This window comes from Candidatus Rubrimentiphilum sp., from assembly GCA_035710515.1.
In the GTDB taxonomy this organism is placed as follows: Bacteria; Vulcanimicrobiota; Vulcanimicrobiia; order Vulcanimicrobiales; family Vulcanimicrobiaceae; genus Rubrimentiphilum.
On sequence record DASTDE010000004.1, the window covers coordinates 600,543 to 622,359 of the forward strand.

Annotated in this window: 17 protein-coding genes; 8 read left to right on the forward strand and 9 right to left on the reverse strand. The window is 61.5% G+C overall.

The genetic code is table 11. The features are described from left to right. The first annotated feature begins 8 nt into the window (after positions 1-8). Positions 9-1,814: an aspartyl protease family protein gene (locus VFO29_12025; protein ID HET9394233.1), complete on the forward strand. Its 1,806-nt coding sequence runs from the start codon at positions 9-11 to the stop codon at positions 1,812-1,814. Positions 1,815-2,003: 189 nt separating this feature from the next. On the opposite strand, the gene VFO29_12030 is transcribed toward VFO29_12025, so the two are convergent. Beyond that, on the reverse strand, positions 2,004-2,483 hold the full coding sequence (locus tag VFO29_12030) for a hypothetical protein (protein ID HET9394234.1): 480 nt from the start codon (positions 2,481-2,483) through the stop codon (positions 2,004-2,006). Positions 2,484-2,626: 143 nt separating this feature from the next. Here VFO29_12030 and VFO29_12035 point away from each other — a divergent pair, with 143 nt between their 5' ends. Next, positions 2,627-3,913 (forward strand): pentapeptide repeat-containing protein, encoded by a 1,287-nt coding sequence (locus VFO29_12035; protein ID HET9394235.1) that lies wholly within the window; start codon positions 2,627-2,629, stop codon positions 3,911-3,913. Next, positions 3,914-4,963 carry a DUF5700 domain-containing putative Zn-dependent protease gene (locus VFO29_12040; protein ID HET9394236.1) on the forward strand — a complete coding sequence of 350 codons (1,050 nt, stop codon included), beginning with the start codon at positions 3,914-3,916 and terminating at the stop codon, positions 4,961-4,963. Positions 4,964-4,974: 11 nt separating this feature from the next. Here VFO29_12040 and VFO29_12045 read toward each other — a convergent pair whose 3' ends face one another. Continuing rightward, positions 4,975-6,531: an aspartyl protease family protein gene (locus tag VFO29_12045; protein HET9394237.1), complete on the reverse strand. Its 1,557-nt coding sequence runs from the start codon at positions 6,529-6,531 to the stop codon at positions 4,975-4,977. Beyond that, a complete protein-coding gene (locus VFO29_12050; GenBank protein HET9394238.1) occupies positions 6,528-7,103 on the reverse strand; it encodes a helix-turn-helix domain-containing protein in 576 nt (191 codons plus the stop codon). The genes VFO29_12045 and VFO29_12050 overlap by 4 nt, the downstream gene beginning before the upstream one ends. 179 nt (positions 7,104-7,282) lie before the next feature. On the opposite strand from VFO29_12050, the gene VFO29_12055 reads away from it, so the two are divergent. Together VFO29_12055 and VFO29_12060 are read left to right on the forward strand one after the other, a co-directional pair. Continuing rightward, complete coding sequence (locus tag VFO29_12055; protein ID HET9394239.1) at positions 7,283-7,963, forward strand: 4'-phosphopantetheinyl transferase superfamily protein; 681 nt, start codon at positions 7,283-7,285, stop codon at positions 7,961-7,963. Further along, positions 7,960-11,985 carry a Pls/PosA family non-ribosomal peptide synthetase gene (locus VFO29_12060; GenBank protein HET9394240.1) on the forward strand — a complete coding sequence of 1,342 codons (4,026 nt, stop codon included), beginning with the start codon at positions 7,960-7,962 and terminating at the stop codon, positions 11,983-11,985. Before VFO29_12055 ends, VFO29_12060 begins: the two co-directional genes overlap by 4 nt. A 16-nt stretch (positions 11,986-12,001) precedes the next feature. Here the strand turns inward: VFO29_12060 and VFO29_12065 are convergent, their stop codons facing one another. The 4 genes from VFO29_12065 to VFO29_12080 form a co-directional block, all read right to left on the reverse strand. Next, a complete protein-coding gene (locus VFO29_12065; GenBank protein HET9394241.1) occupies positions 12,002-13,744 on the reverse strand; it encodes a hypothetical protein in 1,743 nt (580 codons plus the stop codon). 89 nt (positions 13,745-13,833) lie between these two features. Further along, positions 13,834-14,484 (reverse strand): Crp/Fnr family transcriptional regulator, encoded by a 651-nt coding sequence (locus tag VFO29_12070; protein HET9394242.1) that lies wholly within the window; start codon positions 14,482-14,484, stop codon positions 13,834-13,836. A gap of 101 nt (positions 14,485-14,585) precedes the next feature. Then, entirely contained in the window at positions 14,586-15,488 is a 903-nt protein-coding gene (locus VFO29_12075) for an ice-binding family protein (GenBank protein ID HET9394243.1), read from the reverse strand. A gap of 10 nt (positions 15,489-15,498) precedes the next feature. Beyond that, positions 15,499-16,728, reverse strand: coding sequence for a copper amine oxidase N-terminal domain-containing protein (locus VFO29_12080; protein HET9394244.1), 1,230 nt, complete (start codon positions 16,726-16,728; stop codon positions 15,499-15,501). 166 nt (positions 16,729-16,894) lie between these two features. Here VFO29_12080 and VFO29_12085 point away from each other — a divergent pair, with 166 nt between their 5' ends. Genes VFO29_12085 through VFO29_12095 form a run of 3 tightly spaced genes read left to right on the forward strand, consistent with a single transcriptional unit; the run spans position 16,895 to position 19,375 of the window. Continuing rightward, positions 16,895-18,022, forward strand: a complete 1,128-nt coding sequence (locus tag VFO29_12085; GenBank protein ID HET9394245.1) for an FAD-dependent oxidoreductase — start codon at positions 16,895-16,897, stop codon at positions 18,020-18,022. A gap of 4 nt (positions 18,023-18,026) precedes the next feature. Then, positions 18,027-18,548, forward strand: a complete 522-nt coding sequence (locus VFO29_12090) for a GNAT family N-acetyltransferase (GenBank protein HET9394246.1) — start codon at positions 18,027-18,029, stop codon at positions 18,546-18,548. Then, on the forward strand, positions 18,548-19,375 hold the full coding sequence (locus tag VFO29_12095; protein ID HET9394247.1) for a YegS/Rv2252/BmrU family lipid kinase: 828 nt from the start codon (positions 18,548-18,550) through the stop codon (positions 19,373-19,375). The genes VFO29_12090 and VFO29_12095 overlap by 1 nt, the downstream gene beginning before the upstream one ends. On the opposite strand, the gene VFO29_12100 is transcribed toward VFO29_12095, so the two are convergent. Both VFO29_12100 and VFO29_12105 read right to left on the reverse strand, forming a co-directional pair. After that, positions 19,372-19,506 carry a hypothetical protein gene (locus tag VFO29_12100; protein ID HET9394248.1) on the reverse strand — a complete coding sequence of 45 codons (135 nt, stop codon included), beginning with the start codon at positions 19,504-19,506 and terminating at the stop codon, positions 19,372-19,374. The genes VFO29_12095 and VFO29_12100 overlap by 4 nt on opposite strands. 39 nt (positions 19,507-19,545) lie before the next feature. Next, positions 19,546-21,813 carry a DUF5916 domain-containing protein gene (locus VFO29_12105; protein ID HET9394249.1) on the reverse strand — a complete coding sequence of 756 codons (2,268 nt, stop codon included), beginning with the start codon at positions 21,811-21,813 and terminating at the stop codon, positions 19,546-19,548. Between the last annotated feature and the right edge of the window lie 4 nt (positions 21,814-21,817).

A 21,817-nucleotide genomic window follows, 5' to 3' on the forward strand; every position in this document is an offset into this window, starting at 1 on the left:
TTTCGGACATGCGCACGCGGAGCGGCGGAGCGCTGTGGGCGTCGGCCAAAGAGCTGGTCGCGCACGGACAGGCCACCGGTCTTGGTTTAACAGGCTCGACGGCGATCGCGATCGATCTGCAGAGCGGTGCGACTTCGACTTCCGATCAGAACCCGCAGTTCCGTCAGCAGGTCGTGGTCGCGCCGGACGTGACGTGGAAGCAAGACTTCACATTCGGAGTTCATCCAGTTAACTCACCCGACGCACTCGCGGAAAACCGCACCTCACGGTACCTTTCCCGTCGCGGATATTTTCGCGCGGCGGATCCAGCGGTGATCGGCTGCGCCGCAGACGAAACCGAAAACGGCCGCACGCTGAAGCGGCTGCAGATCGTACCGAAGGGTGGTCGTCCAGTTACGGTTTGGATCGATCCGCAGTTGCCGGCGATCGTCCGCACGCAGGAACAGGCGCCAACCCACCTTTCAACGGTGGAGTATGCGGATTTTCGCAGCACGCACGGCTTACTGCTGCCGTACAAGATTACGGAGAGCGATGAACGGCCCGAGGATACATCGGTCCGCACGATTACGTCGTATGACGTTCTTCAAGCAGCGAACGCAACCGACTTTCAGCGTCCGCCCGAGCCTTCGAATCAAAGCATATCCGGCTCCGGTGCGACGCAAATGGACGTCGACGTGGACAGCGGCTCCGTCATCGTCAACGCGTACGTCAATGGAAGCGGCCCGCTGCCGTTCATTCTCGACACCGGCGGTCACGCGATACTGACGGCAGACGCGGCGCGGCAGCTCGGCATCTCCGGCGCGGGCCAAGGCGTCTCGGGCGGCGGCGGCCAGGGGACCATCGGATTGCAATTCGGCCGCCTGCAGAGCCTCAAACTCGGCGATGCGGAGCTTACCGATCTCGGCGTCTTCATTATTCCTTACGACAAGAGCTTTTCGGATCGCGGTCCCGGGAAGACGCCGCTGGCGGGAGTTTTGGGGCTGGAGATCTTCGAACGCTTCGTGGTAACGATCGACTACGCGCATCACACGCTGCGCTTGCAGACACCGCAAAGCTACGCGGCGCCGCCAGACCAGACGAGCCTCCCAATCGTTTTTCAGGATGACGAACCTTTGACGAACGCGAGTGCGGATGGCGTGCCCGGGCTCTTCGGGATCGACACCGGAAACAGTGGACGCACCGTTTTGTTCGGCGACTTCTTGCGAAACCACGGTTTCTTGGCGCGTTACAACGGCGGAGCGGCTACGCAAAGCTCGGGAACCGGCGGCGCTGTGTATTCAACGTCATTCCGCTTGCGGGAGCTGACGTTCGGCGGATTGACGATGCATGATTTCGTGACGGCGTTCGTCTCGCAACAGACCGGCTCGTTCTCGTCGCGCACCGAAGCGGGCAACATCGGCCACGACGTGCTCGCGCAGTTTACGGTGACTTTTGATTATTCACGGGGCCGCATGTACGTGCACCCGGAACCCGGCGCGCCGCTTCCCACGTTCTCCCGAGCCGGTTTCGGTTCGTTCGGGCGAAATAGCGCCAGCAACACCCTGGTCGTGCAAAGCGTTCTGCCGAACTCGCCGGCTGCCGACGCCGGTTTTGCAGCCGGCGATTCGATCACTGCGATCGACGGCGTGGCGGTCGCAAGCATTCCAAGTTCGCGCTTGCGCGAACTGACGCGTCAGCCGGCCGGCACGCAGCTGCACTTCACGGTGGTCAAAAGTACCGGCGCAACCGTCGACATTATGCTGACGCTGCGCGACTTGCTGTGCAACGACGGCAAGACGACGTGCCCTCCACGCGTCACGCCCGCAAAGCCGTAGGTCGCGCCCCTCTCTAACGGGCGCGAGAAAAACTGATAGTGCGCGCTCCCATGATGAGCAACCACAGCGTACGACCGTTGCGCGTGGAGCTTGGAGGGTTCGGCGTGCCAGTCCGCGGGCGCAGCCGCCACAAGGAGTAGGCCATCGCGAACGGACCGGCGCGCTTCATATCACCTAAAAACTTAAAGCTTAAGTTCGGGTGACGCGCTTACAGGTGTATTGAAACGTATCCGGGATCTGTTGGGCTTTTGTAGCCGATGCGACCATCGATGGCGAGCACGAAAGCGGAACGCTTACGCATAGGTACCCGCCGGTCCAATCTTGGGTGGAGAAAGCCGGCTGGTTGCCGCACGTGTATTTCCATCCGTATTGAGACGGGTAAGGATTCCGGCAAGCATAGATCATTCTGACGATCCCAGCCATAACGTAGACAGAAGCATGCGAGCCTTCCCAATCCGCTTGGAATCCGCTCTGGCATCCGCCGCTCGTCGGATAATTGTCGGTGCATGTGTAACTCGCAGCTATCCCGACTGAATCGATCATCGCCGGATTCGGCGTGAATCCCATTGTGCAGGTTGCCGCGCCCGGCACCGGCTGCGGAGGCGGTGCCGCGATGACCGGCGCTACGCTGAAGATTAGTGCGATAGCTAAAACGCACGGTACTCTCATGGCTCATAACGTTCGGCAAGGCGCAGCAACTCCTACAAGCGCGGGTGGGACTTAAGACCCCTGGATAAACTAATTATTTAGTTGACAAAGCCCGGCCGTTGGGTTATCCTCTTAAGGAATTAGTTGCGAGGAAGGAAACCGCCATGACCGTTGTGCTTCGAACCCGCGTCTTTATCGCCGCCGCCTGCGTCGTCGCCCTGGCCGCCACGTTCGGGCCGGTAGCGTCTCCGGCTCAAGGCCTGACCAACCGCGACATCATCACGCACTGTTCGGGCTGCAACCTTGCGGGCGTGGACCTGCACGGCCAAAGTCTGCCCGGCATACGCGTTCAGGGGAGCAATCTCTCCGGCGCCAATCTCTCCGGCGCGAATCTCGAAGGCGCGCGGTTGGAGGGTGCCAATCTGGACAACGCCGATCTTCGTAACGCCAACCTTCGCAACGCGAGTTTCGAAGGAACGAGCTTGCGCGGTACTCGACTGAGCGGGGCGCAACTCGAAGGCGCACGATTCGAGGGAGTCAATCTTTCCGAAGGGGTGCTCAACGGCTTGGATGATGCGTCGGCTCGCGCGATCCTGAATCGCTGCGAAGGTTGCGATCTCGCGGGAGTTTCGCTGGCCGGGCACGATCTGCGTAACGTCCGGCTCGAAGGCGCCAACATGCGCGGCATCGATCTGCGCGGCGCCAATCTCGAAGGCGCACGTTTAGAAGGTGCCAATCTCGACAACGCGGACCTGCGCCGCGCGAACCTGCGCAACGCACGCTTCGAAGGAGCGAACTTGCGCGGTACGCGATTGGACGGCGCGCAACTGGATGGCGCGACGTTCGACGGGGTCAATCTTTCGAACGGGGTGTTGAACGGCCTAAGCGATGCCTCGGCTCGTGCGATCCTGAATCGTTGCGAAGGCTGCGACCTCGCGGGAGTCTCGCTGGCCGGCCACGATCTGCGTAACGTGCGGCTGGAAGGCGCCAACATGCGCGACATCGATTTGCGCGGCGCCCACCTCGAAGGCTCGCGACTCGAGGGCGTCAACCTCAATGGAGGGCATCTCGATCGCGCACATTTTGCGAACGCGCGTCTTGAGGGATCGAATCTCACCGGCGCCGGACTGCAGTCGGCCGATTTTACCGGCGCAGAACTGGTAGCGGCCAATCTACGCGACGCCGATGCACGGAACGTATCCTTTCAAAATGCGATTGTCTGTTCCGACGACACCGAGATCATCGAAGATCACGGAACACGCACGGTGCACATCGGCAAGACGGATTGCATGCGGCTGGACGGCGCCGATCTGCGCGGCGCAAATTTTCACGGCGCGCAACATTGCGTCTGGATAGATGACCGGGGCGATCAGCCGCAGTGCACGCCGGCGACGGCGGCGATGCTGCAAACCTACGGCCACGCAAACCTGAGCGGCGCAACCGGACCGTAAATGATAGCGCGGGTGCTGGCGGCGTTGCTGATAGCGGCGGCGCTGCTGCCGGTTCCGGCGGTTGTCCGCGCGGCCGATGCACCGGTCAGCGTGACAATCGACGCTGCAGAAGCGCAAACGACGCTTACTATTCTCGGCAAGCTGCATGCCGGGTCGGCGGTGGCTTCCTCGGATTGGAACGCGCTCTTCGCAACACGCGGCTACCAACGCCTCAAGGAGCGCGAAGCTGCGTTCAAGCGGCCCTTCACGGACGACGATTTCAAAGCGTTCGTGAGCGGCGCGCCGTTAATCGCCCAGTATCAGAGTTTGCGCGACACGCTCAACCGGTGGATGTCGGCCGACATTACGCAGATCGCCCAGCGGTCCTTCGCCTATCTGCCTGCCGGCGCGACGATTCATGCCACAGTCTACCCGCTGATCAAACCGAAGACGAATAGTTTCGTCTATCAGCTCGATACGGACCCGGCAATCATGCTCTACTTAGATCCCAGCGTGACGAAAGATCAGTTTGCCAACACCGTATCGCACGAGCTGCTGCACACCGGGGATGCGCAAAACTGTCCGCCGCCGGCCATTGCGGCGCAAGAAAAAACGCTCGATCCGCGCCGCAAAGCGGTGCTGATGTGGCTGAGCGCATTTGGCGAGGGCTGGGCCGTTCTCGCTGCCGCAGGCGGACCCGGCGTGCATCCACATTGGGAGGATCCGCCGGCGGATCGGGCGGTGTGGGATAAGGCGATGAGCGGCTACGACGGCGATTTTCAAACGCTGCAGCAGTTCTTTTCAGACGTCGCCGGCGGCAAGCTCACCGGTGACGCAATTGCCACCAAGGCCTATACATTTTTCGGTGCTGTTCAAGGGCCGTGGTATACGGTGGGCTACAAGATGGACGTGACGATTGAACGCGAGTTCGGCCGGCCAAAACTCATCGAAGTGCTTTGCGATAAACGGGAGTATTTGGCGACGTACAATGCGGCGGCGTCAGCGTCCAATCAGCGCGGAAATACTGCGCTGCCGTTATGGCCGGCCGCGCTTGCGAACTTGTTCAACTAGCCGAAGCGCGGCTACAGATACTGGCGCAGGACGAGTTGGTGCGTCGAGCCGTCCGCGAGCGTAAGCGCAATCTTCGTTCCGGGATCAGCTCTTAGTAACGTACGCACGCGGTCCAAATCTTTTCCGCCGACCGCATTGCCGTCGATCGACGTGATGCGCGCGCCTTCTTTCAGTCCGGCGTCGGCAGCCGGCGTCCCGCCCAGCACTTGTTCGATGACGAGCGCATCCGATTCCGCGGTGACCACCATTCCCGAATGATCGTGAATGACGTTGCCGGCCGTGTCGCCGCCGGGGCGGAAGTCAACGATCTGATGCGCGTAATCGAACACGAGCACCCAGCGCTTTAAAATCCCGTCTCCCACGTTGCCGACGATCGACGAATTATTTGACGTGCTCGCGCGGACCAGCAAGTCGACGATCGGCGCAGGAAATAGTGCGCTGCCCAGCCGCATCGCGCCGGCCCGAACCAAATAGATCGGATAGCGGCCGCCGACGTCATTTGCGTACGCTGCGACGGTAGCATGCAGCCGGTTCACCAGGTCGTACTTACGGACAGCCGGCGTTTGAATCTGAGCTGTGAGCGAGCTGCCCGTGTCGATGGAAAACGCTCCGGCGGCACTGTCGAGCGAGCCGTTCACTTGCGGCTGGCGGTCCAGATATACAAATGCGGCCGGCGCAACCGGAGGACCGAATGCAGTCGCCGCGGGCGCGAGTTCCAGCGTTCCGTGCGCCATGTCGAGTCGCGCGGCGAAACGCGCCAGCAACTCGTAGCCGACGATGCCGTCTATTCCGCCCGGGAGCGCGTTCGCGGGAAGAACGATGAATGGTTGATGGAACAGTTCCGCACCGCCGATATCGACCGTCTGAACCGTGGCGTACCGAATCGAGGCCGTCCCGCCGCCTCCGCCGCCAACCGTACCGCGTCCGAGCAGGTGCAGGCCCAGATCTTTCGCAGCAGCTTCGGTGAGCACGTTTTGGCCGCCGGTGTCGAGTAAGAATTGCAGCTGCTTTCCGTTCACGGTCGCCGTTATGACTGGCGAGCCGCCACTCATCGAAACCGGCACGCGCGTAGTCGCCGTCAACCGGAAATCGCGCGGGAGCATCGCGGGCGGCGCGAAGAAGTCCGGCCGGCTGCGCGTTTGATTCCAGCTTTGAACCGTCGCGGTCCACGAGCCGTTCTGTTCTGATTGCGACACGATGCGCGTCGGCACGCGAAGCGTTCCAAACGTGCGATACCGGTCGAATGAAAGCGTGACGTGATCGGTCGCGCCCGCTATCGTGATGCGCAAGGCGCCGCCGGCGGGCTGCTGAGCGCGGATCGCGCTCGCCAGCGCGCGCGACCATGCAAGAATCTCCGAACGCTCGCCTGCGTTCCCTTCAATGCGCGCCATGCCGGTGGCGTCGGCGCGCCATGCACGGCGGCCGTCGAAACCTTCTTGCTCCGAAACCGGTCCCGCGTCGAACCGGCGTACGAATTTGCCCGTCGTCTTGTCCACAGCGATCTCGCCCGATCCCGTCACGCCGTACGCAGTAACCGACAAATGCAAAACCAGAATCGCCGCAATCATGACGGCATCTTTTGCGCCGGAAAAATCGCCAGCGCTACTTCTACTTCATGACCGTCACTCGATTCGGAGTCATCGTACTCCCGAATGAGCGCGTTTAACCGTTCGCACAACTCGCGGCGGCGGCTCGCGTTTAGCCGCAGAAAACTGCGCGAAACCATCACGTCGTTTTCAGCGGCGCGCCCATTTGCGGGCCTCGCGCGCAGATCGCTTGCAACGGCGTCCAAGATCGACGCTTGCGCGTCGTTGACTTCCGACTCAGACGAACGCGCCGACAGTAAAGCGCGATCCACGCGGAACGCACGCGCGACCGCGCGGTAGGTGCGCTCGAGAATCCCTGAGACGACTCTGGTCTCGGTCACGCGAATGAGGCCGTGCTTCTCCAGCAAGTCCAAATGATAGTAGAGGCGGGTACGCGCGATCCCGAGCCGCTCCGCCAGTTCCCGGGCGGTGAGAGCCTCCTCGATGAGCAGCGTCACGACCCTATGGCGCTGGCTGTCGGCTACCACCTGAAGCGCTTCGAGGCTCTCAATCGCGGCCACCGGAGGCAGATCTTCAACTATATTCACCTGCATGTGACCATTCATATCATAATGAATACCCTCCCTGCAAGCTCCCTGTTGCCAAGGGACCCGTCTTGCGCTGGTTTAAGATCAAAAAACCGGATCTTACGATCCGGCATGTATTTATTAGCTACTTCGGTTTTTGAACGTGATGGCGAATGGGCCCTGAAAAGCGCTGCCTTCATGGAAGTGTGCACGTTTGGACTGTCCGGCTGGATGCAGCTCGCCGGTCCGAGCCGCTGCACGTCCTTAGCCGCGACGAACGCGATCGTGCGGCACGCTACAGCCACGAGAGAACGCGCCGCAATTTCGCTGTGCGCCGTTCCGCATTGCGCTTGATCCTGGGCAGCTACGCCGGACTATCCCCATCCGCCGTGTTGCTAACCCGAGTTCCGGGCGAGAAACCGTTCTTCGTGAATTCGCCGGCTCCGGCGATACAGTACAGCGCCTCAAGTTCCGAGGCGCTGGCCGTTTTTGCCGTCACGCAATCCGGCCGAGTCGGCATCGATATTGAATCGGTCGGCCCGTTCGAGGGTCTGCGCGACGTTGCGCAAGACGTTTTCGCGCCCGGCGAGCTCGCTGCGATTCTCTCGGAGGAAGCCGAAGCGGAACGCCTTGCGGCGTTTTTTTCGGCCTGGACGCGCAAGGAAGCTGTGGTGAAGTGCGAGGGCCGTGGAGTGCTTGGAGATCTTCGGCTGGTCAACGCGCCGGCATTCGGAGGTGGACTGCACGACTTGGACGTCGCGCAAGGGTACGCCGCGGCGATAGCGTGTGAGCAACCTTCCGCAACCGTCATCGTTCTCGATGGTCCGCTGACCCTCGACGAGCTCGCGACAAAACTGGCACAGACGAAAGAGTTGGCTGCCGTTTGATCGCGCAAGCGCATCCCGGCGTGCTGCTCGGCCCCCACCGGCCGGAGTTGATCCGCGACGAAGTGCTCGCCGACATACTGGAAGCGACCGCAGCGGAAAAGCCGGACCAGGTCGCGCTGATCTATGGCGACCGGCAGCTCACATATAAGGAACTCAATACGCGCGCCGATCGGATCGCTTCGGAGTTGATCGAAGCCGGCGTGCGGGCCGGTCAGATCGTTGGGCTGTGGCTGCCGCGCGGCATGGATTTGCTGGTGATGCAGGCGGCGATCGCCAAGACCGGCGCCGCGTGGCTGCCGTTCGACGCGGATACGCCAATCGAACGCATCGCGCTCTGTCTGACCGACGCCGGCGCCGCCGGCATTGTGAGTTGCGACGAATTCGCGCCGCTGCTTGGGCGTCTCGACCAGACCGTGTGGACGGCGGGAACGCTGGCGTTGGAAGCCGAGCTGCCGCACGAAGCGTTGCGCCGGCGCGAACGCGTGCAGCCGGGCGATCCGGCGTACGTGATCTACACCTCGGGATCGACCGGCAAGCCTAAGGGTATCGCGATTAGCCAAGGCAGCATCTGCCATTTTCTGCGCAGCGAGAACGACGTGCTCGGCATTCGGAGCAGCGATCGCGTCTATCAGGGTTTTTCTGTCGCGTTCGACATGTCGTTCGAAGAGATCTGGATCAGCTATTTGGCCGGCGCGACACTGTGGATTGCCCCCAAGGATTTGGCCGTCGATCCGGATGCGCTTCCGCGCGCGCTCGCCGAAAATGGTATCACCGTCCTGCACGCGGTACCGACGCTACTCGCGCTTTTTACGCACGACGTGCCGGGCTTGCGGATCATCAACTTAGGCGGCGAGCCCTGCCCGGAAAGTTTGGTCATAGAGTGGGCGCGCGACGGGCGCCGCATCTTCAACACGTACGGTCCCACAGAGACAACCGTCTCAGCAAGCCTAGCCGAACTTCATCCCGGCGAGCCGGTGACGATCGGCTACCCGCTGCCGAATTACGGTATGCTGGTTGTCGATCCGGAAAATAAAAACGAGCTGGCGATTTTGCCCCGCGGCGAAGTGGGCGAGCTCTGCATCACCGGGCCCGGCGTCGGCGCGGGGTATCTCGGCCAGCCGAAACTGACGAGCGAAAAGTTCCACGCAAATCCGTGGGCCGATGACAAAGACGCGGGCCGCCTGTACCGCACCGGCGATCTCGCGCGCATCGACAGCGACGGCCGCGTTCATTGCTTGGGCCGCACCGACGATCAAGTGAAGATCCGCGGTTTCCGCGTTGAACTCGGCGAGATCGAAGCTGCACTTTCCAAACAACCGGGCGTCGGAACGGCGACCGTTATGCTGTATCAAGTTGACGATCTCGACCGGCTGGTGGCGTTCGTCACGCCCAAGGACGGATCGCCGAGCTCCGCCGGCGTCTTGCGAGATGCACTGCGTGAATCGCTGCCGCCGTACATGGTGCCGGATCACTTTGAGGTCGTGCCGGAGATGCCGCGGCTGGCTTCCGGTAAAATCGATCGCAGGGCGCTGCGAGCGCGCCACCTGGCGCCGTCACCCGACGGCGCCGCAGACTCCGATTCGCCCGAGACGCCCGCGGAAGAAGCGCTGTTCGCTGCATTGCGCAAACTTTTCCCGGGTCAATCGATCCGCCGCGGCGCCGATTTCTTTTCGGATTTAGGCGGCCACTCGCTCTTAGCGGCGAGACTCGCTTCCGCGCTGCGCACCGATCCGCGCTTCGCGCACGTAACGGTGAGCGACATCTACAAAAACCGGACCGCCGGCCGCATCGCGGAAGTCCTCGCGCAAGCTCCGGAACCTGCATCCGATGCCGGCGTGAACTGGGTCGCGCCGAGCGCGCGCAAACGGTGGCTGTGCGGGGCCGCGCAGGCCGCCGCGATACCGGTGCTGATGGCGGTCCGGATGGCGCAGTGGCTAGCGCCGTTCTTCATCTATCAAATTTTCACCGGCGACCCGGGCGATTCTATTCCTTACGCGATCGTGCTCTCGATCGGCGCGTTCTTACTGATGACTACGCTCGAGTTTGCGGTAACCATCGCCGGATACCGGCTGATCGCGGGAGGTTTGCGCCCCGGCCGCTATCCGCTCTGGGGCTTGACGTTCTACCGCTGGTGGCTGGCGGATCGTTTGGTTGAGACTGCGCCGGCATATCTGCTCAGCGGCTCGCCGATGTATGCGTGGTGGCTGCGCGCACTTGGCGCGCGCATCGGAAATGACGTGGTGATCGGCGGTATCACCTTGCGGGCGCCGAGCCTGCTGACCGTTCGTGACGGCGCGAGTGTCGGAAACGCGGTAAACTTTGAAAACGCGCGTGTGGAACACGGCGAACTGCGGCTTGGAACGATCGTTCTCGATCGCAATTCGTGCGTCGGTTCGGCTGCGGTACTCGAAGGCAACACGTCCGTCGGCGAATTCGGCCATCTGGAAGGCCAGTCCGAACTGAGCGACGGCAACGACGTGCCGCCGGGCCGGATCTGGTGCGGATCGCCCGCGCGCGACATCGGCGCTTTCGATCTCAATACGAATCCGCCGCGTCCGAAAGTCTCCGGCTTGCAGCTGGCCGGCGAGTCGCTGTTCTTTTCGTTGGGCGGACTGTTGATCACGGCGTTGTTCTTCATGCCGGTGTTTGCGAGCTTCGTCCTGATCGACTGGCTCGACAACACCGATAAGTTCCCGTGGCTTGACGGGAGCGCGATCTGGTTTCAGCTCGGGAAGTATTTCGTGCTCGCGCTGCCGGCGGCAGCCTTGTTGGTCATAGGTACGGCGCTTCTATCGGGCCTGATTCGTTGGAGTATGCTGCCGCGGCTCAAAGCGGGACGCTGGCCCGTGCACAGCACCGTGTACTTGGCAAAATGGCTGGTCAACCAAATCCAAGAGACGAGTCTCAACGTGCTGCACGGCGTGTACGCCACCGTCTACGCACCGTTCTGGTACCGTTTGCTCGGTGCGCAAGTCGGTCACAGCGCGGAGATCTCCACGGCCTTGGGGGTCGTGCCGCACATGCTGACCATGGGCGACGACACCTTTGTCGGCGACGGCGTCATGCTCGGCGACGAACAGATCGACGGCGGCTGGATGACCATGAAGCCGACCGTGATCTCGCGACGGGCGTTCGTCGGCAACGGCGCCTACATTCCCGACGGCACGAGCGTTCCGGAAAACGTTCTGATCGGCGTGCACACGCGAGCTCCGGAAAACGACCTTATGCGCGAAGGTGACACGTGGCTGGGATCGCCGCCGCTGAGTTTGCCGGCGCGCGAACAGGTGAGCGGTTTTCCCGAAGGGCTGACGTACCGTCCAACAATTTGGCGCCGGATCAGCCGCGGATTCGTGGAGGCATTTCGGATCATCATTCCTTTCGCGCTCGCCACGGCCGTCGGGTATACCGTGTTACTGAACGTTCTGCCGGCGGCGGAGGGCGATCGTTGGGGCCAAGTGAGCTGGGAGTTGACCGTTGCCGGCGTCCTGTACGGCGTGGGAACGTTTGCGTTCGTCGCCGTGCTGAAGTGGCTGTTGATCTTTCGCTACAAGACGTGCAGCCGTCCGATGTGGACGTACTTCGTCTGGATATCCGAGGCGGTGACGAATCTGTACGAGGGCATTGCCGTGCCGAACTTTATGCGCTACCTGCTCGGCACGCCGTGGCTCCCAATCGCGTTCAACCTCCTGGGCTGCAAGATCGGCCGCGGGGTGTACATGGACACAACCGACATTACGGAATTTGACTGCGTCAAGATCGGCGATTACAGCGAGCTCAACGCGGTGACGTGCCCCCAGACCCATCTCTTCGAAGATCGCGTAATGAAGATCGGCCACGTCGTGATCGGCAAACGCGTGTACATGGGACCGCGCAGCACCGTGCTCTACGATGCCACGGTCGGGGATGCGGCCAAACTCGGCGCGCTCACGCTCGTCATGAAGGGCGAATACATTCCGGCCCAATCGAGCTGGCGGGGGTGCCCCGCGGCACCCGCGCACGACGCGCCGCCGCGCCCCGTTTAGCCGGCTGCGCGCATTTTCACGGTTTCTTGCGCGTCCACGTGCCCGAAAATTCCGCGCCTGGGTGCAAGCCCGTACATTGCGCGATGTCGGGACACGGCTGACCGCTCGACAATGTGATGCTGGCCGTCTTTATTTTCCCAACGGTCGAAATCGTTTGCCCGGACAACGTTAATGTAACGGTACTCGAGCGCTGCACATCCTTTCCGCTGTCATGGTAGTGCGCGTTCTCGGTGCAGGTCGCGACGTTCCCATGAACCGTGCAGCTGCCGCCGCCCTGATCGATCAGCGGACAACACGTGCCTGCGCCATCGGAACGCAAGAACTGGTACCCGAGCGAGCCCGCGCCGCCGGAGACTTGCATTGTGTACGGCCCGTTGTACCACGTGCCGCTCCAGTTGGTCTTTACTTCGGTTTCGCGCAAATACAGTAAGTAGTGCGGTGTCTCACCGCTCAGCAGACTGACCGAAAGTGTTTGGACGGCGGATTTCGAGCCGCCGTGAGCGGCGCCGACGCGCGCCTCTCCGTTGAGAACGGCGCTCGCAACCTCCTCGGCGTCGAACGTGGCTAACCCGTGCGCGTCGGTCGTCGCATGCGCTACGGCCGTGCCGGGAAAGTGGTCGGGCTTGTAGATGGTGACCGTTGCCGAGGGAACCGGTTTGCCGGTATCGTGATTGAGGACTTCAACCGTCAACTCTTTAGCGGCGACGCTGGGCTCGAGCACAAATGCGACCGATCTCGACCCGCTAAGGTTATACGGAACCGCCCCGCTCGAACCGCGCGGACCGCCGATAATTTCTTTGCTCGCCGGCTTCCAGCGGCTGCCAGCGTCAACTTTTACGATGTATGTTTCGCCCACCGGCACCTTTACCGTTACGTGAGCGTGGCCGCCGTAGTCGGTCGTGACCAAGTGGCGGCCTTCATTATCGTAGACTGACGCGTTGTGCACGGGCACGAGACCGTTCTTTCCTTGCCCTTGAATGGTAAAACTGAGCTCGACCTCTTCGGTCGTTTCTCGTCCGGTGCCTCGCAGCACGAAGTTGATGTAGTCGTCGGCGCGCGTGAGTCTTGTCCCACCTTCGGATGCGCCCGCAATGAATGAAGACGATCCCTCGCCCCATTTCGCGCCGCCGTCAGCGCTCATGCGGACCGTTTCGCCCAACGGTGCGCGCACCGTCGCGGTGGCCATGCCGTTGTAATCGGTCGTTGCGACGTGATTGCCTTGCGCGTCGTAGACGGTGGCAAAATGTACTGCGACGAGCTTTCCATCCGCACCTAATCCACGTACGCGAATGTGCAGCGTGCGCAGCTCCGAGCTATGGCCTTCATTGTTTTCGGTAGGCGTCAATGGGAGCCGAACGAGATAGGACGGCTCTCCGGCGACAATGGTTACGTAAACGGCGCCACCGTCAAATTGCTGATTGCGGCCGGCAAGGACGCCGGTACGAACGCTCCCCAGTCCCAGCGTGTCGTTACCGTAAGAGAAAATTTCGCCCGACCCAGCGCACGCGTTGGCGTAAATGTCTGCAACGCCTTCGGTGCCGGTTGTACCGTACGCACCTGCTCCCGTCGGGCACGACGCTGTTCGGGCTTGCTCGAAATACACTATCACCGACGGCACGGCGCTGCTCGTACGGGTATTGAACACGTACACGCGGATGTGGACCGCCCGTGGCGGCCCAACCTGCGCGCTCGCCGGAACCGCCCAAGAAAATATCAGGAGCAGCGCGACCAAAACATGCTGAAAACGTGCGAATGCCACGGCGACCTCCTAGAAGCAGCCGGGCGATTTTGGACGCCCAATCTTCGCGGCCCCGCGAACTAGGAGTAAAGACCTATTGCACCGCGCTGCTAGTCGTGAAGAATCACATTCAATAGCGACGTGTGAACTCGGAAGCGCCCGTTGTATTCGATGAAGCCGAGGTTGCGGAATTTGTTCAAGAAATAGCTGACTCGGGAACGGGTCGTCCCGATCATTTCGGCCAGCGTCTCCTGACTGATCTTCGGGATGACTTCTTCCGGCCGGCCGTCCTTGCCGAAGTTGGCGAGCAACAAGAGAATCCGCGCCAGCCGCTTCTCGCTGGAATTAAAAAGCTGATCGATAAGGTCTTCTTCGATGCGGATGTTGCGCGTGAGCAGATGCGCGATGAACGTCTCGGAGAATTGCGGTTCCTTGTGGAGGACGCGAGTCATGACGGCTTTCTTGACTTCGACGATCGTGCATTCCGTAATCGTGCGCGCGGTCGCCATTCGCACCGGCTGCCCGGCCAGACAGCCTTCTCCGAAGAAGAATCCATCGCCGAGGATCGCGATAACGGCTTCCTTGCCGCGCGCCGACACGATCGTGAGCTTGACCTTGCCCCGCTGAATGTAGAATACCGATGCGGCGGGATCTCCCTGCGCGAAGATGGTGTGGTTCTTGCTGTACTTTTGAATCGTCCGTCCGTTGCCCACGGCTGACAGGAACGATTTAGAGTCGAACGGTTTCTCTTTAATTTTCACGGCGTCTCCGTAAAATGGCTCGGCGGCTGGCTCATTTTTTTCTACAAAGAAGAAGGCGGCCCCCTAGCAAGGGCCGCCTCTGAGGCGGGACGGAGTTCGACCTAACTGCCGCCCGGATTGGTGATGAGCGAGCCGCTTATCACGGGAATTGAAACAGCGGCCGTACGAGCGAGTGCCCGCCCGTTGAACGTCGTAGCGTTTATGGTGATCGATGCCAACGCCAGGACATTACCATTGAATGTGGCGCCTCCCAGCGTAGCCGAACTGCCGACCTGCCAATAGATATTGCAGGCGCTCGCGCCATTCTGCAGGAGCACGTTGCCGCCCGCCGCTCCGTTCAGGACGGTTGTGAGCGTGGACGCTATCTGAAATATGAAGATACTCTGCGGGTTGCCGCCGCCGTCAAGCGTGAGATTTCCGGATGCAATCGCCAGAGTTGACGTTGAGGTGTAGACGCCGGGCGGAAGCGTTTGCCCGCCGAGATCTCCGGCGACCGTCGCAGTCGATGCCTTTCCGGCAGCCGTATTGTAGGCTGTCGTTAGAGCGCTTTCGGCGGCTAGCGGTACGGCGGCGTTCGTGTTAAACGTAGCCGCGTATATCGAGCTCGGGCCGTCCGCGACCGTTCCGGGCGGGTAGAATCCCGTCACCGCAGTTCCCGGCGATACGCCGACGAGATCGTCATGTGTTGCGCCGGTGTACGTAACGAACGTGTTGCCGACATTGGTGATGGTGGATCCGGCCAATAGTGCAAACGGCGCGAGTGCCGGTCCGAGCACGATCGCGTTCGGCGCGGTGGTATTTTGGTTGCACGACAAGGGTGCAGGCGTCGGAATCGGCGTCGGCAAGACCGGTCCAGGCGTACCCGATCCCGGAACGAAGACCGGCACGTTGCAGTTGCCGCATCCGCTGCCGCCGCTGCATGCGACGAGCGTTGCAATGGCGAGTACTCCGGCGACCTGTCGCAGGCGGAGGAAGCGCAGTGACTTAAGCATGGTGTGTATCATCCTCCGACCCTTAGAACTTAATGCCGACGCCGGCGTATGGACCGTTGTGGGTTTGACCGATTGGCGCGTTGGCTTTCGCGGTCCACATATCGGCAGCGTAACCTCCATAGAGATATACCGGGAAGCGCGACAGCGAGAGTGCCAGTCCGATATCGTATTTCGTAATCGCGTACTGCTGCCGGTAGGTCTTGCCGTTGTTGGGGCCGCCGGTAACCGTGTAATTACCGCTCGCGGTCGGATAGTAGAACGCGGAGCCGAACCAACCGATTCCGGTGCGTAGGTCCGGCAATTTTTCGATGCCGGCGCCAAGACCGTTGAGTTGCGGATATCCGTAATTGTTGGACGTGCTGATATAACCGACGCCGATATAGATCTTCGGAGCGGCGATCTTGTACTCCAGACGCGCGTCCCAGTTGCTTTGACGGGCCAAGAACACGGGTGTGAATGCGGTGCCGCCGTCGATGGTGCTGAACCGGGTGTAGTGGTTGCCGATCAGATCCGTCAGATTGTCGCTGGTCACGTACTTGTCTTGACGGAAGTCGACCTTAACCGCGATCGGCGAATTATTGAGAACGATAGCCGCAGCCAGCAAGTAGGATTGCGGGCACTTTTGGCCGGCCGAAAACTCATTGTAGTTTGCGCGCGACGAGACTGCGCCCTGAAGAAAAACAGTGTAGGGTGCTTCGGTGGGCACGGGTGTGGGCGTCGGGCTCGGTGCGATCGTGGGGGCAACCGTAGGTTCGGGCGTCGGCGGCGGCGTCGGCGGAATGTAGCGAACGACGACGAGGCGTCTCGAGGGGACCCATTGGACGTATGCACCCATGCCTTCGGAGATCACGCGAACGGGAACGAGCAAGATGCCCTTGTAGAGCATCGGCGGCACGTCGAGCGGCCGCGTCTCGCCATTGATGACGACCTCGGGCTTGTCTAACGTGACCGAAACGCTGGCGCCGCTTTTAACGGCGGTGACGGTTTTACCATCGGCCGACGCCGAAACGGTTGCGCCCATCTGCTCGAACATGCTGCGCAGCGGAACGTAGATTTGGCCGTCTCTTACCAGTGCGGCTAGCACGCGACTCTGCTTGAGGATGTCCGGCTTAGAGTAGACCGTATGGTCGTTATACAGAATCGGAACTTCACCCGAAGGCGGAGTGCCGAAATCAGCCGGCGGCGTGGTGGGCGCAGCCTGAGCTACTTGGCTCGAGGCCGCGGCGGCGGCTCCGGGCCCGCAGAGGAACAAGGCGACAAGCGAGGCTGCCGCTAGGCAGGGCGCGATCGCGGAAGTGGGCCTACTGAGCCAAATATGCATATGGCTACAGTGTAAGCGAGCACCGCACGCCAAGACTGGTCAGAATTGCTCACCTTGGGCGGGAAACCGCGAGCCTGAATTCCGAACGATGGGAGGCATGAAAGCCGGTATAGGTCCCGGTATAACGCGACGGCAGTTGCTTCGCACCGCGTCCGCGGCCGGCATTGTCTCGAGCGTCCCACGCTTCGCGCTCGCCGCTTTGAGGGAAGCGGGCACGCAGCTCACCCGTGTACTTGCGGATGAATCACGCGTTATCCGCACGGTCGTCGGCCTGCGGCCCTTCCGGCAAAACGGGTTTGCGTTGAGCGCTCACCGGTTCGGCCGAAAACTTCTCGTGCACAATTACGGGCACGGCGGCGGCGGGATCAGCCTTTCGTGGGGCGTTGCAACGCTGGCGGCCGATCTCGCCAAAGGCGAGGAGGCGAGGCACGCGGCAGTACTTGGCTGCGGCGTCATCGGATTGTCGACGGCGCGTATCCTGCAAGAGCGCGGTTACTCAGTTACTATTTATACCAAGGCGATGCCGCCGAACACGACCTCAAACATCGCGGGCGGACAGTGGACGCCGACGCATGCGTTCGAGGACAACCTGGTAACGCCGCAGTTCCGAACCACGTTCGAGAAGGCTTCGACCGTTGCGAATCGCCGCTTTCAGCTTATGGTAGGCGCGCGATACGGCATTCGATGGATCGACAACTATGAGGTCATGGATAAGGCAGCGGACGAACAACTTATTTCCACCGCGCGCCGGGACCACATTGCTTCATTGTATACTGACATCGCCGACATCGATCCGGCCAGCACGCCGTTCCGGTACCCGTTTGTAACGCGGTTCACCACGATGCTGATCGAACCCAACACGTATTTGCCGGCTCTGATCAGCGATTTCTACGCTGCCGGCGGACGCATCGTGAACAAACGCTTCGACGATCCGGCCGAGCTAGCGCGCTTACCGGAGCCGGTCGTCTTTAACTGCACCGGTTTGGGGTCGCACAAGTTGTTTAACGATAACAATCTGTATCCGGCGCGCGGACAGCTCACAATTCTCGAACCGCAAGCGGACGTCAACTACATCGTGTTCGGCTTTCCGCAGATTCTCTACATGTTTCCCAGGAGCGACGGAATCGTGCTTGGAGGAACGTTTCAGCCGCACGATTGGTCGCTGACGCCGAATTTTCAAACGCAGCGCGAGAAGCTCGCCCTGCTTCGACAGATATACCGTTAGGCTCGTGATCGCGGCTCTCACGGTCCGGGCGGCGACTCTCGCCGATATTCCGGCGATGGCCGAAGTGCACGTGAGGTGCTGGCACGAGACCTACGCGGGGCTCATTCCAAACGAGCATCTAGGCCGCCGAACCGTCGCCTATCGCACAGCGCAGTGGAATGAAGCGCTGCGCGATCGCGATCAGGTCGTCTTCGTCGCCTGCGAAAGCAGCGGCGACATCGTCGGGTTCGCTTCGGGCGGACCGTCGAGCGAGCCCGTCGAGGGATTCGATGCCGAACTCGGAGCGCTCTACGTCCTCGCGGCCGCGCATCACCGCGGCGCAGGCCGGCAGCTCGTGCACGCGATTGGCGGCGAGCTGAAGTCACGCGGTTTTCACGCGGCGTGGGTGCGCGTACTCACCGAAAACCCGGCAGTAGAATTTTACAAAAAGACGGGCGCCGAGTTCATCTGCGACGTCGAGGAAGACATCGACGGGTGTATGTACCGCGAACAGTTTTACGGCTGGCGCGACGTGGCGGCGATGTAGTGCGTGCGCTCTTAGTGTTGAACGAGCTGGCGCGCTCGGGAAAGCGTCAAGCCGAACTCGTGCGCCGCACGCTCGCAGAGTGCGAAATCGATTGCGTTGACGATCCTGACGCCGGAAATCTGGACGCGGTTATTGCCGCCGGCGGCGACGGCACGATCTTGCATGTATTGCCGCTGGCGCTCGAGCGGGCGTTGCCGCTCGGCGTTATTCCGCTCGGCACGTTTAACGACTTGGCGCACACACTCGATCTGCCGTTCGACATCCCGCAGGCCTGCGCGGTTATCAAAGCGCTGCATACGCAGACTATCGATGTGGCGCGCGTCAACGGCGTGTACTACCTCAACGAAGCCAGCATCGGACTCTCCTCCCGGATCGCGCGGCGGCAGACGCCCGAGGCGAAACAGCGTTTGGGATCGCTCGCCGTACTTTCGGCAACCGTGCGGAGTCTGCGCGACGCCGTGCAGATGCGCGTCCGGATCGAGTACGACGGTGCGGTGGAGAGGTTCAAGACGCTGCAACTGACGATTGCAAACAGCGGCCATTTTGGAGGGATCATCCGTTCGGCCAACGCCGCGATCGACGACGGCTGGCTCGACCTCTACAGCGTGGAAGCGCAGAACTTTCTGCAAGCGATTGCGGTTGCGAAAAAAGTGATCGCGCGAGACCCCGTTTCCGGCGACGGGTTGCGCGTCAGGCGCAGCAAGGCTTTTTCGGTAAATACCGGTCATCGGCACCGCATTGCCGCCGATGGCGAGCCCGCGGGCACGACGCCCGCGTTATTTGAAGTCGTTCCGGGTGCGCTGAAGGTTTTGGTCCCGCAGCGTTAAGCGCGCGGACCCCAGCCTGAGAACGAGTGGCTTTCCGGCGTGCTTGCGATCACCCGGTCGAGCGGGATCGTCGGACGCAATTGCTGCGGCTCTTTGGTAAAGTCTTTTTTCATGGCGTTCTTTCTCGTCATTCCTCTTCGCTTACCGGAACTCGACGCCGTTTGTTTCGTTCACGTTCCGGCGCCGCCGCCGAACCGGAAGAGATACTTAATGATGAACCGGTCGAGCGTGCGCGACGCCGCCGGCGTGCCGAAGTTTAAGAACAGCTCGTCGCCGTTGCGGAAGCGGCGGTGATAGGCAGCCGCAAGATTTGTGCCGGGCGGCGAGAAACCGCCGCGCCCGTTGACCGAGCGCAGCGAAATCGTCAAGTTCTCGTCGGGGCCGAGTTGCGCGCCGAGCGAGATGCGCCGCAGCCATTGCGAATCGAAGGCGCCCGTCGTAATCGCGCGTTCGAAACTTCCGTCGTATTCCAGCCCCAGCGAAAAGACGCCGATCGGCCGCGACGTCGAGATCGAGTATAAGTGCAGATAGTCGGGACCGTTGTCGTTCTGTCCGACGAAGCCGAAGCCGAACTTTCCGAAGTTGATCGACGCATCCAGCGGTCTGGCGGTGCCGTCTTTATACCCGAACGCGGCGGTAAACAGGTTGAACGTATCCGTCCGTCCGCAGAAGTAACCCGGGTATCCCGTGAAGTACGACCGCGGAAGATCCGGATCGTTGCACGTCGTGCCCACGCTCGCGGGGTCGAGCACCGAGTAGCTGCGCAGCTCGCTGATTTGCGGTCCGATGAAGTTCAGCGAGAAGCCGCTCGGAAATGCGGCCTGCAGGCCGATGCTGGAGTCCGCCTGATGCACGGCTCCGGAACGATCGAGGAATCGATCGGCGTTCACGAAGACGAGAAAGTTTTTTACGCCGCGGCTCGAGCCGCCGGCGTCGCCGAAGAAACTGAAGCCGCGGATGTCAGAGTTGGCTGTGATTCCGTCAATAGGATTGTAGTTCGGACTGATGTCGCCGTAGTCGATGTTCCATTCGTAGTTCGGCTTGTGAACGTCGATGAAGCTGTTGAAGCTGTGGGCGACGCCCTGAGGCACCCACGTTCCGTGTTCGCTGGCGTCGTCGATTCCGTAGACGAAGCCGTTCTTGAGATTGCGTCCCTTGATGCCGGCTTCGACCGCGGTGTCGCTGCCGAAGATGCTGTGATGCGCGATCACTCCGTCGGCCCAGTAGAGGAACGTGCGATCTTGCAGGGCGTGCGAGTAGCCGAACGCCGTGTCGTTAAATTCGTTACCGGTAGACTGATCGTAGCCTTTGAAGTTCAACACGCCGAACGATTGCCGGCCGAACGTTCCCTCAACTTTGGCGCCGCGATCGAACGGGCCGACCGACGGCGAGTAAAAGATCTCGTTGCCGCCGATCGGCGCCTGGTTCGGATTCAAGAACTGCGCGCCTTGCGCAAAGAACGGCCGGTACTCTCGCAAGAAGCGGCGGAACTCTTGCGGCGCGATCGTCTGCTGATCGATCTCGACGTTTGAGAAGTCCGGATTGAGCGTCCCGACGAAATTGATCGTACTGGTCAGCGGATAGGTGACGTCGAGGCCTACCGGGCGCGCGTCTTGTTTCAGAAACTGGCCGTTGGCCTGCTGGAAGAGTTTGCGGTCTCGCCCAATGCTTTCCAGCGCGAAGATCTCGACGTGCGGTTTCGGCAGCGCGGTCCGCGCGTTCAATCCGGTAATGCCGGTCCACGACGGCCAAAAGCGCGCTTCGGTGAAGAGCGGCCAGCCGTTGCTGACTTGCACGTCCTGCATCACGCCATCGTAGGCCCACGTGTAGCGCTCGTTCGGCGCGGCGACGCTGCGAAAGAAATTGATCCGCCAGCTTTGCGGCGAGCCGGCATGGATGCGCATCGCACTCAACGGGATGACCATGACCGCATTCCACGAGTCGCCTTGGATCGCAGCCGCGGCTTGCCACAGCGGGCGATAGCGCGCGTTTTCGTTGGCTTGCTGGTAGCGTACGCCGCGCGGCGTCGTCTCGAAAAAGTAGATATTGGTGCCCGCGCCGCTCGTGTCGATTCCCACGCCCACAAAATCGTCGGTGCCGAAGCCGACGTCGTTGGTGGTCTGCGTGGCGGTGATCGGTGTCCCTTTCTGTTCGGCGTGAAAGGCGACGTAGAGATTGACGGAGTCGTAGAGCATCCACACTTGCGTCGGATGCGGAGCGATGGTTCGCGTGGTGAGATCCTCGAAGCCGCCGGATTCCGGAATCGCGCCCGGTTGCCAGGCAGACGCCGGAATGGACGGGTCGAGCGGGATCGGCGCGGCGGCCCGCACGGCCGGAACTTGCACGGTTGCCTGTACCGAGGCGTGCGCCGGCTGCACGCACGCAAATGCGAGCGCGGCAGCCACAAGCACGAAAACGGCGCGCGGAGAACTTCTCAAAGGA

Coding starts and splice junctions, on each gene's coding strand:
- VFO29_12025 (HET9394233.1), top strand. CDS start 9: ATGCGCACGCGGAGCGGCGGAGCGCTGTGGGCGTCGGCCAAAGAGCTG.
- VFO29_12030 (HET9394234.1), bottom strand. CDS start 2,483: ATGAGAGTACCGTGCGTTTTAGCTATCGCACTAATCTTCAGCGTAGCG.
- VFO29_12035 (HET9394235.1), top strand. CDS start 2,627: ATGACCGTTGTGCTTCGAACCCGCGTCTTTATCGCCGCCGCCTGCGTC.
- VFO29_12040 (HET9394236.1), top strand. CDS start 3,914: ATGATAGCGCGGGTGCTGGCGGCGTTGCTGATAGCGGCGGCGCTGCTG.
- VFO29_12045 (HET9394237.1), bottom strand. CDS start 6,531: ATGATTGCGGCGATTCTGGTTTTGCATTTGTCGGTTACTGCGTACGGC.
- VFO29_12050 (HET9394238.1), bottom strand. CDS start 7,103: ATGCAGGTGAATATAGTTGAAGATCTGCCTCCGGTGGCCGCGATTGAG.
- VFO29_12075 (HET9394243.1), bottom strand. CDS start 15,488: ATGATACACACCATGCTTAAGTCACTGCGCTTCCTCCGCCTGCGACAG.
- VFO29_12085 (HET9394245.1), top strand. CDS start 16,895: ATGAAAGCCGGTATAGGTCCCGGTATAACGCGACGGCAGTTGCTTCGC.
- VFO29_12100 (HET9394248.1), bottom strand. CDS start 19,506: ATGACGAGAAAGAACGCCATGAAAAAAGACTTTACCAAAGAGCCGCAG.